Origin of the sequence: Pseudomonas sp. Ost2 (genome assembly GCF_018326065.1) — a bacterium.
Classification (GTDB): Bacteria; Pseudomonadota; Gammaproteobacteria; order Pseudomonadales; family Pseudomonadaceae; genus Aquipseudomonas; species Aquipseudomonas gingeri.
In genome coordinates, this window is sequence record NZ_AP021904.1 from 1909725 (window position 1) to 1921728 (window position 12004).

14 protein-coding genes are annotated in these 12004 nt (G+C 63.0%); 13 read left to right on the forward strand and 1 reads right to left on the reverse strand.

Going from position 1 to position 12004, the window contains the following annotated elements; genetic code table 11:
* Positions 1 to 7: 7 nt before the first annotated feature.
* From KI243_RS08455 to KI243_RS08510, 12 genes are all read left to right on the forward strand, one after another.
* Positions 8 to 1087, forward strand: a complete 1080-nt coding sequence (locus KI243_RS08455; protein WP_178992228.1) for an IpaD/SipD/SspD family type III secretion system needle tip protein — start codon at positions 8 to 10, stop codon at positions 1085 to 1087.
* 92 nt (positions 1088 to 1179) lie between these two features.
* Entirely contained in the window at positions 1180 to 1476 is a 297-nt protein-coding gene (locus tag KI243_RS08460) for a phosphopantetheine-binding protein (RefSeq protein WP_017128077.1), read from the forward strand.
* A gap of 288 nt (positions 1477 to 1764) precedes the next feature.
* Entirely contained in the window at positions 1765 to 2931 is a 1167-nt protein-coding gene (locus tag KI243_RS08465) for a winged helix-turn-helix domain-containing protein (protein WP_244861825.1), read from the forward strand.
* The gene (locus tag KI243_RS08470; RefSeq protein WP_177109477.1) at positions 2928 to 3368 is read left to right on the forward strand and encodes a transglycosylase SLT domain-containing protein; all 441 of its coding nucleotides are present in this window, start codon (positions 2928 to 2930) and stop codon (positions 3366 to 3368) included. The genes KI243_RS08465 and KI243_RS08470 overlap by 4 nt, the downstream gene beginning before the upstream one ends.
* 122 nt (positions 3369 to 3490) lie before the next feature.
* On the forward strand, positions 3491 to 4636 hold the full coding sequence (locus tag KI243_RS08475; protein WP_244861826.1) for a PrgH/EprH family type III secretion apparatus protein: 1146 nt from the start codon (positions 3491 to 3493) through the stop codon (positions 4634 to 4636).
* A 12-nt stretch (positions 4637 to 4648) separates the two neighbouring features.
* The gene (gene sctF / locus KI243_RS08480) at positions 4649 to 4909 is read left to right on the forward strand and encodes a type III secretion system needle filament subunit SctF (protein WP_017128081.1); all 261 of its coding nucleotides are present in this window, start codon (positions 4649 to 4651) and stop codon (positions 4907 to 4909) included.
* Positions 4910 to 4920: 11 nt separating this feature from the next.
* Positions 4921 to 5229 carry a type III secretion system inner rod subunit SctI gene (gene sctI, locus KI243_RS08485; RefSeq protein WP_017128082.1) on the forward strand — a complete coding sequence of 103 codons (309 nt, stop codon included), beginning with the start codon at positions 4921 to 4923 and terminating at the stop codon, positions 5227 to 5229.
* The gene (locus KI243_RS08490; RefSeq protein ID WP_017128083.1) at positions 5226 to 5939 is read left to right on the forward strand and encodes an EscJ/YscJ/HrcJ family type III secretion inner membrane ring protein; all 714 of its coding nucleotides are present in this window, start codon (positions 5226 to 5228) and stop codon (positions 5937 to 5939) included. The genes sctI and KI243_RS08490 overlap by 4 nt, the downstream gene beginning before the upstream one ends.
* Positions 5936 to 6496, forward strand: coding sequence for a hypothetical protein (locus KI243_RS08495; protein ID WP_017128084.1), 561 nt, complete (start codon positions 5936 to 5938; stop codon positions 6494 to 6496). The genes KI243_RS08490 and KI243_RS08495 overlap by 4 nt, the downstream gene beginning before the upstream one ends.
* On the forward strand, positions 6471 to 7184 hold the full coding sequence (locus KI243_RS08500) for an invasion protein OrgB (RefSeq protein ID WP_212810686.1): 714 nt from the start codon (positions 6471 to 6473) through the stop codon (positions 7182 to 7184). Before KI243_RS08495 ends, KI243_RS08500 begins: the two co-directional genes overlap by 26 nt.
* The gene (locus tag KI243_RS08505; protein WP_017128086.1) at positions 7174 to 7605 is read left to right on the forward strand and encodes a hypothetical protein; all 432 of its coding nucleotides are present in this window, start codon (positions 7174 to 7176) and stop codon (positions 7603 to 7605) included. Before KI243_RS08500 ends, KI243_RS08505 begins: the two co-directional genes overlap by 11 nt.
* Before the next feature lie 71 nt (positions 7606 to 7676).
* On the forward strand, positions 7677 to 8699 hold the full coding sequence (locus KI243_RS08510; protein ID WP_017128087.1) for a quinone-dependent dihydroorotate dehydrogenase: 1023 nt from the start codon (positions 7677 to 7679) through the stop codon (positions 8697 to 8699).
* Between the two features lie 138 nt (positions 8700 to 8837).
* On the opposite strand, the gene KI243_RS08515 is transcribed toward KI243_RS08510, so the two are convergent.
* Positions 8838 to 9053 carry a ribosome modulation factor gene (locus KI243_RS08515; protein WP_002553055.1) on the reverse strand — a complete coding sequence of 72 codons (216 nt, stop codon included), beginning with the start codon at positions 9051 to 9053 and terminating at the stop codon, positions 8838 to 8840.
* 582 nt (positions 9054 to 9635) lie between these two features.
* On the opposite strand from KI243_RS08515, the gene rlmKL reads away from it, so the two are divergent.
* Positions 9636 to 11903, forward strand: coding sequence for a bifunctional 23S rRNA (guanine(2069)-N(7))-methyltransferase RlmK/23S rRNA (guanine(2445)-N(2))-methyltransferase RlmL (gene rlmKL / locus KI243_RS08520; RefSeq protein ID WP_103032955.1), 2268 nt, complete (start codon positions 9636 to 9638; stop codon positions 11901 to 11903).
* Positions 11904 to 12004 lie beyond the last annotated feature (101 nt).

Genomic DNA, 12004 nt, shown 5'->3' on the forward strand with positions numbered 1-12004 from the left:
TGAGCAGATGAACGATTTGGGTATCAGGGGCCCGGTGGTTTCGACCTTCTCGAGCCTTGAGGAAGTCGAGAGCCCGCAGGCGCCCGCGCGGCGTGAGCCGGTGGCGACGGGCCAGGCTCGGCAGACGGTCGCCGACTTGTCCGAGGATGGCCGCAGAAGGCTTGAAGCGGCGGTCGAAGAACTGATCAGTGCCAGGGACGCAGAGGAGCGTGAGTTCAGGCGCTACAAGTACGACCTGACCCTGAAGGACCTGGGCGAGCTGGCCAGGCGCAAGGAGCAGGGGCAGATCAGGGCGTGGCATGAGCTGTCGGAGCAGATCGCCGGTTTGACCCTGAGCGAGGAACTGCAGCAGTGGCAGGAGCAGACCATCACCGAGCTGACCGAGCAGCTCGATGCCGTGCCGGAAATCCGCGGGCAGGGGACACAAAGAACGCAAGGGATCCCGGATTTCTTTGACAAGCTGATCGAACTGATCGGCTTGATCGGAAGCGGCTACCTGAGTGTCTATGAACACATCGTGGCGACGTATTCGGAGTTTTTCAAAGCGTTCAACGAGCAGATCACTTCGAAACTGCACGAGTGGATAAAGGGCGCCAACGAGGGCAAGGACGTCGAGCTCAATGTGGATGAATTGAGACAGGCCCTCGATGACCTGAAACAGCAATTCGGCCAGGCCCCCGCAGGCGTCCTGTTTCCCGTTCCGGCCGCACCGGGCGCCCCGCCCAACACCGCCAGCCAGGAGGAGGCGCAGCGCTGGATCGATGCCATGGGCTCTGGGCGTCTCGTTGACAATGGCGATGGCACCTATAGCGTGATGATCGACCTCTCCGCGCTGGATTCGATGATCAAGCGGCTCGACGACATCCCGGCGGGCGAAATCACGGACGGCCGGGTGACCTGGAACAGTGCCCAGTTCCAGGCCTGGCAAACCGGTTTCAACGCGCAAGGCGAGCAGTTCAAGAATGAACTGCAGAAGCTCACGCAGAAGTATTCCAGTGCCAACTCCACGCACGACAACTTCATCAAGACCTTGTCTTCCCACCTGAGCCAGTTCACGGACATGTTGAAGGCGATGCTCAACTTCTGATCCGTGGCCTGCCGGTCTTGTATCACTACCCTTCGAAGACGGATCCCAGGGGGGCACCTCCTGGGCTTCGTCCTGCTCTGGAGAAACAACAGATGACCTACCTGACACCGGGCTATTGCGATGACTTTATCGAACAGCAAGTGATGGTGTTGCTGGCCGATTACTTCCAGGTGGCGCGTCGCAGGATCCTGTTCGAATTACGGCTTGTCGAGGACCTGTATGTCGACTCGATGAATATCGTCGAGATGGCGGTGTTGCTCAACGAGGCCTTCGACATCGAGCTGCCCGAGTCGGGCGTGGCGCGATGGCGGACGGTGGCTGATGTGTGTCGGCTTGTAGGGATAACCCGGCAGCAAAGACTGACCAGGGAAATGGCCGACATAACATAGGGCCCTTTCCATTGCTGCGTGGCGCTCATTGCCGGGGTGTTTGATATTCCTCTGAGTGCGTAGTTTTTTTCTTGTTTCATGAGGGAAAAGTCCTACGGACTGCTGGAGACCAAGTTTCTATAGTCGCTGCCGTTCCTCGTTGATAGGCCGGGGTTGTCCAGGGCCTGTCTTGAATGTCAGTACATTTCTGTAGAGGTCTCAAGCTGATTTATGGACCGAGCCACTGATAACGTCTTGAAACAATCATTCGCCTTTGGCGAGTGGATACTGCAAAGCGATGGAACGCTGTTGCGAAACGGAAAAGGAGTTCATCTGCCGCCCAAGGAGCTACAGGTCCTGCGGTTGCTGCTGGGGTCGGCCGGCCGCCTGGTCACCAAGGACTCGTTGCTCGATTGCGTGTGGCGCGGTTGTGATGCGGCCGAGGAATCGTTGACGCGCTGTATCTATGCCCTGCGCAAATTGCTGGGGGAAGGGCGGGGCTACATCGCCACCGTCTATGGCAAGGGTTATCGCTTTGTCGGGGCGGTAGCGCCCCTGGAAGCGTCGCTGGTCGAATGCCCGACGGCCTCCTCGCTGGCGGTATTGCCGTTTCGCCACGCCGACGACATGGCGGCGCTGGATCTGCAGGATGCGACGATCCGGCAACTCAAGGCGGCGTTCGACGGCACGCTCAGGATCCTCCCGGCGGGGCTCATGGTGCCTGGCCCCGGCCCGGGCGATACCCGGCAATTGCTGGAGCGGCTGGCGCCGGACTACTACATCAGCGGACGCTTTTATGCCCGTGGCGACCGGATGGAACTGTCGGTCGAACTGATCCGCGGCAACGACCACTATCTGGTGCGCGGGCCCGTGGCCATCAAGGGCCCGCTCGAAGAAGTGCTGCGGTCGATGGTGTCGATGGTGGCGCAGCATCTCCCCGATGTGCGCCCGTCCGTGCGCGGTTGCTCCTCCTATCCCCTGGCGCTGGCTTTCCTGAAGGGCATCTACGGCTTGCAACGGCACACCGCGCAAAGCGTGCAGGAGGCCCTGCTGTATTTTCGCCAGTGCCTGCACATGGATGCCAGCTATGTTCCGCCCTGGTGCGGCCTGGCCGACGCCCACCTGGCCCTGTCGATGCTCGGGCTGGCGGATCGCGAACAGGCCGTCGAGCAGGCCCGCGAGGCCATTGCCCAGGCCTTGCTGCTGGAACCGGGCAATACCGATGCGCTGGCGCGGCTGGCCTTGATCACCAGTCTGCAAGGTTGCGGCGATGCGGCCCAGGTGTTGTTCCAGCGCTGCCTGCTGGCCTCCGACCGGGCCGATATCCATTATCTGTATGCCTGGCACCACTGGTCCGGTGGGCGTGATGACCGCGCGCTGGAGTACCTGGAGTCGTCGCTGCGGCGCGATCCGTCTTTCATAGCGGCCCAGCGGATGCGCGTGCGGATCGCCGAGGAACAGCGAAGCCGGGCATGAGCAGGCGATACCTCTGTGGCGCCTGGATGATGCTGTTGTGGGCCGGGCCGCTGCCGGCGTTTTGCTGGGACTCCGCCGGACGGCGCCATGGCATCGAACCGGAACTGTTGTATGCCATTGCCCAGGTGGAAAGCGGCCTGCGTGCGCAGGCCGTGGGCCACAACAGCAATGGCAGCCGGGATATCGGCCTGATGCAGATCAACAGCCTGCACCTGCCCCGTCTGGCCGCACGGGGGATCACCGAGCAGCAGTTGCTGGAGGACCCCTGCCTTAGTGTGCAGGTCGGCGCGACGATCCTGGCGGAGTTCATTGAACGTCATGGCTACGGCTGGACTGCCGTGGGTGCCTACAACGCCGGCAGCGGCGAGGATCGCCAGGCCGCCCGCGAGCGGTATGCGCGCAAGGTCTGGCGCCTTTATCGGGTATTGGTGCCGTGATGAGCGTGGCGGGCCCGCGGATTCTGATTGAAATCTTCCGGCCTGGTGCCGGCAGCGATCAGGATCGTCTCCGCAGGCCCCGCTAGTATCGCCGGACGCTTTACCGATCGAAGAGGGTGACGATGCCGGATAACCCCTTTTTACCCTGTGTCCTGAGAATTGGCAGCGGTTTGTTGCAGGGCTGCGAGTTCAACCTGCGCAGCAGCCGGACCCTGTTCATTGTCGGTGCGCCCGAGGTGCTGGGAGACGATGGTCTGGTCGCCGCCATACCGGAGGACGCAGTCTTCGTCCCGCTGGAACGGGGCAACTGCAACTTCGAAGTCCTGCTCGACCAGAAGCAGGCGACCCTGCGGATACTGGATGACGAAATCGAGGAACGCGAGGTTGCCTTCCAGCGCAGCGAGCGGATCGCCGGGTTGCTGATTGCCCTGCGCCCCGAGCACGAACCCTGGGCACCGCAGGTGTTCGCGGACTCGGTTGTTGTCGAGCCGCCAGTGCCTCGTCGTCCGGGGCCACGGCTGAAGAAGCTGGTGGTCATGGCGCTGGTTTTCGCCTTGCTGGCGGTGTGCGCGGCGGGCTGGTCGGGACCGATGGTGACCTCCCGGCCGGATGTATCGAGCCTGATCGCCGGCACCCGCGAGCCCGTCCAGGTGCTCCAGGGACGGGATGATCATGTCTATGTCTTTGTCAGTTCCGAACGGGATGCGGGCTGGAGTCGCCAGGTGCTGATGCGCCATCGCATCCCCAGCCAGGTGCTGGATGTGATGGAGGAGCGGCGGCGGCTGGAGTCGTTGTTGAACGAGCGGGCAACGGCGTTGAAGGTCCGCCGTATCGATCTGTCACGGCCTTCCAGCGTGCGGGTTTTCCATGGCTCTCGCGGCGGTTCGCCCGATGCCGGGCTGAAGCAGCAGGTGTTGCAACTGCTGCTCGATGAGGCCGCCTATGTGCAGTACGTGGACTTCGAGGAACAGGACGACGAGCTGCTGGGCAGCCTGGCCCAGGAGGGATTGCAGCGCCTGGCCCTGCCGTTCGAGCGGATCGAGCGCGCGGACGGCGTCACGTTCAACGTCGCCGGCGATCTTCAGGATGCGGACCGCGAGGGCGCCCGGCGTTTTGTCGATGAGTTTTACCGGCGCTGGGGCAATCGCCATGTGCGATTCACCATCGATCTGCGCGATGACCTGTTCAAGGGCCGCTCGTTCCAGGCAGGGCCGCAGGGTTACATCAAGATGAGCAGTTCTTCCTGGCATTTTTCGACGATGCAATAAACGAGGTGACGCATGGTAGATGTCTCTAGATCCATTGAGTTTTCCGATGACTTCCTGGGTAAGCAGGCGGCGGTTTTCGAAGAGGGGGCCCAGAGCCTGAAGTCGGCACTTGACGCCGCCCTGGAGGCACTCGAGAAAGATGTCTCCGATCCGGGGCTGCTGGCCCGCTATCAGTCGGCGTTTTCCTCCTACACCGTGTTCCGTAATGCCCAGACCAACACCATCAAGGGCTTCAAGGATATCGACATGTCGATCATCCAGTCCGCGCGCTGAGAACTGTGCCCATGCCCTATCCAAGCAATCCTGTCAGCCTGCTCGACCAGGTGGCGATGGTCGAGTTGCGCACCCCCGGTGAAAGCGCCGCGGTGTCTCTGGAGGCCCGCCTGATTGAGGCCTTTGCCGGTTCCGCCGTGGACTCGGCCCGGCAGGTCGATGGCGTGCGGCGTTTGCTGGACAGCCCGGGCATCACCCACCCCGAGAAGCTGGCGGTGCTGCAGGAGCAGCTCGGGCAGTACAACGTCGATATCAACCTGCTCAATACCCTGGTGCGCAAGGCCGTGGGCACGGCAGAAACCCTGCTGCGTTCATCATGAAGCCGGGCCTCTGGCTTATCTTCCTGTGCCTCGCCCTGGCGGGATGTCGGCAACCGACGCTGCTCGACGGGCTTGACCAGCAGCAGGCCAACGAAGTGGTGTCGGTGTTGCAGCGCAACAATATCGGTGCGGCAAAACAGGACAACGGCAAGGCTGGCTACAGCGTCAAGGTCGCCAGGGTGGATTTCCCGGCGGCGGTGGACCTGCTGAATCTCTATGCGCTGCCATCGAAGCCGCGTCTGGAAGTGGCCCAGATGTTTCCCGCCGACTCCCTGGTCGCCTCGCCCCGGGCGGAAAAGGCCCGGCTCTATTCGGCGCTGGAGCAGCGCCTGGAGCAGACCCTGGGGGTGCTGGAAGGCGTCGTCTCGGCACGGGTGCATGTCAGCTATGACGTGGATGCCGGGGAGGGTGGGCGCAAGGCGCCGGCCGTGCATCTGGCCGCGGTGGCCGTGCATGAGCGCGATGTCGAGCCGGGATTGCTGGTCAACGATATCAAGCGGTTCCTGAAGAACAGTTTCACGGCGGTCGAGTACGAAAACATCTCGGTGATCCTCACCCGGCGTTCTCCCACCCAGCATGCGGCGCCGCTGCCGATCGAGCCGGACACCACTGCCTGGTGGTTTCCGGTCGGTGGCCTGGTGCTGCTCGTGGGACTGTTGGCCGCCGCTGGCTGGTTCTATCAGATGCGTGCGACAGGCAAGCGGGCATGAGTGTCCCGGAAGAGTCTCTGCGACAGATTCTCTGGCAGCCGCTGGACTACCTGCATGCCCGGCGCCTGACCCTGCCGGAGGCGCTTGCAGGCACGACGGTGCGAGAGGTGCTCAATCGCATGCTGCTGGAGGATCTGGAGCGGCCAGCCTCCTGCTCGCTGTCGTCCCCGCTCGCGGCGCTGTGGGTACGGGAGTGGCGGCGTTTACCGCATATCGCCCGGCTGATCGGGGCCCAGCGCTTGTGGCCGGAGCTGGCGCGAGGTGCGCGCATGGGCTTGTTGTCCGCCAGCGTACGGGACTTCGCGCGGTGTGCCATCGGGCCCCGACTGGTCGTGGAATGGCTGCCCGACAGTCCCGTGCTGCAACAGGTGGACAGCATCGGCCTGGCGCAATTGCTGGCGTTCGAGGGCGCGCTGCCCACGGCCTTGCGCGAACGGCTGTTGTTGCAGTTCCCCGAGGCGGTGGTCGATGGCCTGGCCCGCTTGCCTGTCTTCTCGCCGGACCCGGCGCTGTTTTTCCTGGCGGTACAGCATGCTCGACGCCATCCGCAGGATTGATGAGCTGCCGCTGCCGGGCAGCGACGCGGTGCATATCACTCGCCAGGAACTGGCGAGCGCCCGTCGCTGCCGGGCATTGGAGCGACAGGCGCAACGCCGGGCCCGGCAGTTGATCGACCAGGCCCAGGCGCAGGTCGAGGCGATCCAGGCCACGGCGTTTGCCGAGGGGTATTCCGAGGGCATGATCCAGGCGGCGGTCGACCTGGCCCGGGGCGTGTGCGAGTCCCAGCGTCTGGCTGGTCAGTTGCACGGGCAGATGGCCGCGGCGGTGCGGCAACTGCTCGGGCATCTGCTGGATGATGCGCGCTGGTTCGAGGAGATGCTCGAACATTGGCTGGCGGGCCAGGCCGATACCGCACAGCTGACCTTGCAGATCCTCCTGCCAGCGCGCTGTCGTGGCCGGGGTGGCGCTCTGCGCGAGCACCTGGGGCGCCTGGGGGTGTCCTCGGTCAAGTTCGAATTCGAGGCACAGGAACGTTATGTCGTCCGGCTGGCCGACCAGCTCTTCGAGTTCGACCTGGAGTCGGCCCGGGAACAACTGGCGCCACGGGTGCTGAATCAGTTGGCGGGCTTGCCCGATGGCGTACGCCAGCTCGACCAGCAGGCGCGACAGGCCCTGGTGCAACTGGTGTCCAGGTTTGTCGAGGCCGGCGACGGCCCGGAACAAGGAGTCGAGGATGTACATTGAAAGGCCAACGGCAGTCGCTGCCACTTCGGCGCCGGAAGATCTCCCGGTGCGCGCCCTGGAGCGGCACCTGGCCCGGCCGGATCACGCCGCACAGTCGACCGAACCCGGCTTCGAAGCTTTTTATCAGGGCCTGGCGGCGCTGTTCGGGTCGGGCGAAAAGGAACTCCTGCGGTTTATCGGCAGCTATCGCAGCAGTGACGAGGGGCCACTGGACTACCGTACCGTCGGCGCGCAGATGAAGGTCGTCGGCCAGGCCTTGTCGCGGCTCAAGGATGAGGGGCTGGAAGGCTCCGCACAGGACAAGGAACTGCGCGCGGTCATGGCACGGCTGTTCGGCACCAGTATGTTCATCAGCCAGTACCTGCAGGAAATCTTCAACCCGGTGCTGGACGAGGACAGTCGGGAAAAGGCCGATTGGTAAACTCGCTTGTCAGGTGACTGCCCGGCTATAATCGTCCCTTCAATTCGCCGCCATCCGAGTCAAGCCCGCCCATGTATAACCTGGCCCGCCAGCTGTTGTTCAAACTTTCCCCGGAAACCTCCCACGATTTGTCCCTGGACCTGATCGGTGCGGGCGGCCGCCTGGGGCTCAACGGCCTGTTGTGCAAGACGCCGGCGTCGAACCCGGTGACCGTCATGGGGCTGGAGTTTCCCAACCCGGTGGGGCTGGCCGCGGGCCTGGACAAGAATGGCGCGGCCATCGACGGTTTTTCCCAGCTGGGCTTCGGCTTTGTCGAGATCGGCACGGTGACGCCACGGCCACAGCCGGGCAACCCGAAGCCGCGGATCTTCCGCCTGCCCGAGGCCGAGGCGATCATCAATCGCATGGGCTTCAACAACCTGGGTGTGGATAACCTGATTTCCCGGGTTCGCGCCGCTCGCTACGACGGCATCCTCGGGATCAATATCGGCAAGAACTTCGATACCCCGGTGGAGCGTGCCGTTGACGACTACCTGATCTGTCTGGACAAGGTCTACGCCCACGCCAGCTATGTCACGGTCAACGTCAGCTCGCCGAACACCCCGGGCCTGCGCAGCCTGCAGTTCGGCGACTCGCTCAAGCAGTTGCTCGAAGCCCTGAGCCAGCGTCAGGCGGAACTGGCCGGGCAGCATGGCAAGCGCGTGCCTCTGGCGATCAAGATCGCCCCGGACATGACCGATGAAGAAACCGTGCTGGTGGCCCAGGCGCTGGTGGAGTCGGGCATGGATGCGGTGATCGCCACCAATACCACTCTCAGCCGTGTCGGTGTCGAAGGTCTTGCCCATGGCGATGAAGCCGGCGGCCTGTCCGGCGCGCCGGTACGCGAAAAGAGCACCCACACGGTCAAGGTCCTGGCGGCCGAACTGGCCGGACGTTTGCCGATCATCGCCGCGGGCGGGATCACCGAGGGCGAACATGCGGCCGAGAAGATCGCGGCCGGCGCGAGCCTGGTGCAGTTGTATTCGGGCTTTATCTACAAGGGGCCGGCGCTGATTCGCCAGTCGGTGGATGCCATCGCCGCTTTGCGCCGCTGAACCCATTAAAGACGGCGCATTAAAAAGGGCTCCTCTGGGGAGCCCCTGGGCCGAAGCCCGCCGCCCGGATGGGGCGTGCGTGGTTAAGTCGTTGCTGTCTCGGTGATGCTCAGATTGTGGTGTCGGAATGTGCCCTGATCAGCCGACAGCGTGAAGTTCGTTGAGTCTGTGGATTCCCGCAGTGCCGGTCATACCGTCCCAGTTGTCGCCACGTCCTTCTCGCCAGCCGTTGATCCAGGCTTGGCGTACCGACGGTAGAGTAAAGGGGCAAAGCTCACGGGATTTGCCATGAACGCCGTATTGATATCCGCGTAAAAATGCTCTTTCCAACGGATCACGCTTAAGTCTTCTCATAGGGTGTTGCCCTCACTGGTTGACTGTTATATGTCCCGTCGACCTCTTGCCGAGGCCGGACAGAATGCGAAGTGCATCTGCCTGTGCTCGCTGCCGGCGTGGCGAGCTCCGCATCGCGAATAGCTTCGCGAGCGGGGATGTTGACGCCATTGCGACGTCAACCTGTGTTGAGTTCTAACCAATGCGCAGGGGCGTGTGAATGATCGTTTTGTCATAAGGACGTAACGATATGGGTGTTAAGGCCATAAGATAGCTCGGCCGTTTGCTCGGTTATCCGGAGAAAATCCAGCTATCATCAGCCCTTGCATGAATGATGCGTTTAATTCTCTGTTGAAAATACTGACCCTTCGTACTCAGGTATTATTCGACGAAGGGTCACGATGTGACTTTTTGTTACGGAAAGAATGAACTGTCCCGGCGTCCAAGTTCTTTTGTCCCCCGATTTCAGGGGGCAAAAGCATCTGCCGGGATGGAACGGCGCAATGGTGCGCCACACGGGCACTCTTCAAGAAAAGTGCTCGATCGAAACCGAGCGGGCGATGCGTCGCCCGTTCATTGACTGCTCAAGGCCCTGGAATTCCCATGTCGGATCGTTACGAACTCTTCCTCACTTGTCCCAAAGGCCTCGAAGGCCTGCTTCTGGAGGAAGCCGTCGGGCTTGGCCTTGAGGAGGCGCGCGAGCACACCTCGGCCATTCGCGGCGTGGCCGACATGGAGACCGCCTATCGGCTGTGTCTCTGGTCGCGCCTGGCCAACCGGGTACTGCTGGTGCTCAAGCGTTTCCCGATGAAGGACGCCGAGGACCTCTACCACGGTGTGCTGGATATCGACTGGCAGGACCATATGGTCGCCGACGGCACCCTGGCCGTCGAATTCAGCGGTCATGGCTCGGGCATCGACAACACCCACTTCGGCGCCCTGAAGGTCAAGGACGCCATCGTCGACAAGCTGCGCACCCCGTCGGGCGAACGTCCGTCCATCGACAAGATCAGCCCTGACCTGCGCATTCACCTGCGCCTGGACCGTGGCGAGGCGATTCTTTCCCTCGACCTGTCCGGCCACAGCCTGCACCAGCGTGGCTATCGCCTGCAGCAGGGCGCGGCACCGCTGAAGGAAAACCTCGCGGCAGCGATCCTGATCCGTTCCGGCTGGCCGCGCATCGCCGCCGAAGGCGGTGCCCTGGCCGACCCGATGTGCGGCGTGGGCACCTTCTTGGTGGAAGCGGCGATGATTGCCGCCGATATCGCCCCCAACCTCAATCGCATCCACTGGGGCTTCGATGCCTGGCTCGGCCACGTGCCGGCCCTGTGGAAAAAACTCCATGAAGAAGCCACGGCCCGCGCCGAAGCCGGCCTGGCCAGGCCGCCGCTGTGGATTCGCGGTTATGAAGCCGATCCGCGTCTGATCCAGCCGGGCCGCAACAACGTCGAGCGTGCCGGCCTGAGCGACTGGATCAAGATCTACCAGGGTGAGGTCGGCACTTTCGAACCGCGCCCGGACCAGAACCAGAAAGGCCTGGTGATCTGCAACCCGCCCTACGGCGAGCGCCTGGGCGACGAGGCGAGCCTGCTCTACCTCTACCAGAACCTCGGCGAGCGCCTGCGCCAGGCCTGCCTGAACTGGGAGGCGGCGGTGTTCACCGGTGCCCCGGACCTGGGCAAGCGCATGGGCATTCGCAGCCACAAGCAGTACTCGTTCTGGAACGGCGCGCTGCCGTGCAAGCTGCTGCTGATCAAGGTGGTCCCGGATCAGTTCGTCACCGGCGAGCGACGTACTCCGGAGCAACGTCAGGTCGAGCGGGCCCAGGCCGAAGAGCAGGCGCAGATCGCCGCCGAAGCGCCGAAGTTCAACAAGAACGGCAACCCGATCAAGCCCGCGCCAGTACCGGCACCGGTGGTCGAGCAGGCACGCCTGAGCGAAGGTGGGCAGATGTTCGCCAACCGCCTGCAGAAAAACCTCAAGCAACTGGGCAAGTGGGCCAAGCGCGAAGGTGTGGATTGCTACCGGGTCTATGACGCCGACATGCCGGAGTACTCCCTGGCCATCGACCTCTACCACGACTGGGTACACGTCCAGGAATATGCCGCGCCCAAGTCCATCGACCCGGAAAAGGCCCAGGCCCGCCTGTTCGATGCGCTGGCCGCGATTCCCCAGGCGCTGAACGTCGACAAGAGCCGGGTGATCATCAAGCGCCGCGAGCGCCAGAGCGGGACCAAGCAGTACGAACGCCAGAGTGCCCAGGGCAAGTTCACCGAAGTCAGCGAAGGCGGGGTGCAACTGCTGGTCAACCTGACCGACTACCTCGATACCGGGCTGTTCCTCGACCACCGGCCGATGCGCATGCGGATCCAGAAGGAGGCCGCCGGCAAGCGTTTCCTCAACCTGTATTGCTACACCGCGACCGCCAGTGTGCATGCGGCCAAGGGCGGGGCGCGCACGACCACCAGTGTCGACCTGTCCAAGACCTACCTCGACTGGGCCCGGCGCAACCTGTCGCTGAACGGTTTCTCCGACAAGAACCGCCTGGAGCAGGGCGATGTGATGACCTGGCTGGAAGGCAATCGCGATGAGTTCGACCTGATCTTCATCGACCCGCCGACCTTCTCCAACTCCAAGCGCATGGAGGGCGTGTTCGACGTCCAGCGTGACCATGTGCAACTGCTCGACCTGGCCATGGCGCGCCTGGCGCCCGGCGGCGTGCTGTACTTCTCCAACAACTTCCGCAAGTTCCAGCTGGAGGACAACCTGGTGGCGCGTTATGCCGTCGAGGAAATCACCACCCAGACCCTGGACCCGGACTTCGCCCGCAACAGCAAGATCCATCGTGCTTGGAAGATCACCGCGCGCTAAGCCGTGACAAAGCCCCAGAGTCTTGATTTTTATAGGCTCCGGGGCTTTTGGGACTGGCTAATCTACTAGCGAATGGCTATAACTCAGTCAAAGCCAATGTG

Coding starts and splice junctions, on each gene's coding strand:
- KI243_RS08455 (WP_178992228.1), top strand. CDS start 8: ATGAACGATTTGGGTATCAGGGGCCCGGTGGTTTCGACCTTCTCGAGC.
- KI243_RS08460 (WP_017128077.1), top strand. CDS start 1,180: ATGACCTACCTGACACCGGGCTATTGCGATGACTTTATCGAACAGCAA.
- KI243_RS08470 (WP_177109477.1), top strand. CDS start 2,928: ATGAGCAGGCGATACCTCTGTGGCGCCTGGATGATGCTGTTGTGGGCC.
- KI243_RS08475 (WP_244861826.1), top strand. CDS start 3,491: ATGCCGGATAACCCCTTTTTACCCTGTGTCCTGAGAATTGGCAGCGGT.
- sctF (WP_017128081.1), top strand. CDS start 4,649: ATGGTAGATGTCTCTAGATCCATTGAGTTTTCCGATGACTTCCTGGGT.
- sctI (WP_017128082.1), top strand. CDS start 4,921: ATGCCCTATCCAAGCAATCCTGTCAGCCTGCTCGACCAGGTGGCGATG.
- KI243_RS08490 (WP_017128083.1), top strand. CDS start 5,226: ATGAAGCCGGGCCTCTGGCTTATCTTCCTGTGCCTCGCCCTGGCGGGA.
- KI243_RS08495 (WP_017128084.1), top strand. CDS start 5,936: ATGAGTGTCCCGGAAGAGTCTCTGCGACAGATTCTCTGGCAGCCGCTG.
- KI243_RS08500 (WP_212810686.1), top strand. CDS start 6,471: ATGCTCGACGCCATCCGCAGGATTGATGAGCTGCCGCTGCCGGGCAGC.
- KI243_RS08505 (WP_017128086.1), top strand. CDS start 7,174: ATGTACATTGAAAGGCCAACGGCAGTCGCTGCCACTTCGGCGCCGGAA.
- KI243_RS08510 (WP_017128087.1), top strand. CDS start 7,677: ATGTATAACCTGGCCCGCCAGCTGTTGTTCAAACTTTCCCCGGAAACC.
- KI243_RS08515 (WP_002553055.1), bottom strand. CDS start 9,053: ATGAGAAGACTTAAGCGTGATCCGTTGGAAAGAGCATTTTTACGCGGA.
- rlmKL (WP_103032955.1), top strand. CDS start 9,636: ATGTCGGATCGTTACGAACTCTTCCTCACTTGTCCCAAAGGCCTCGAA.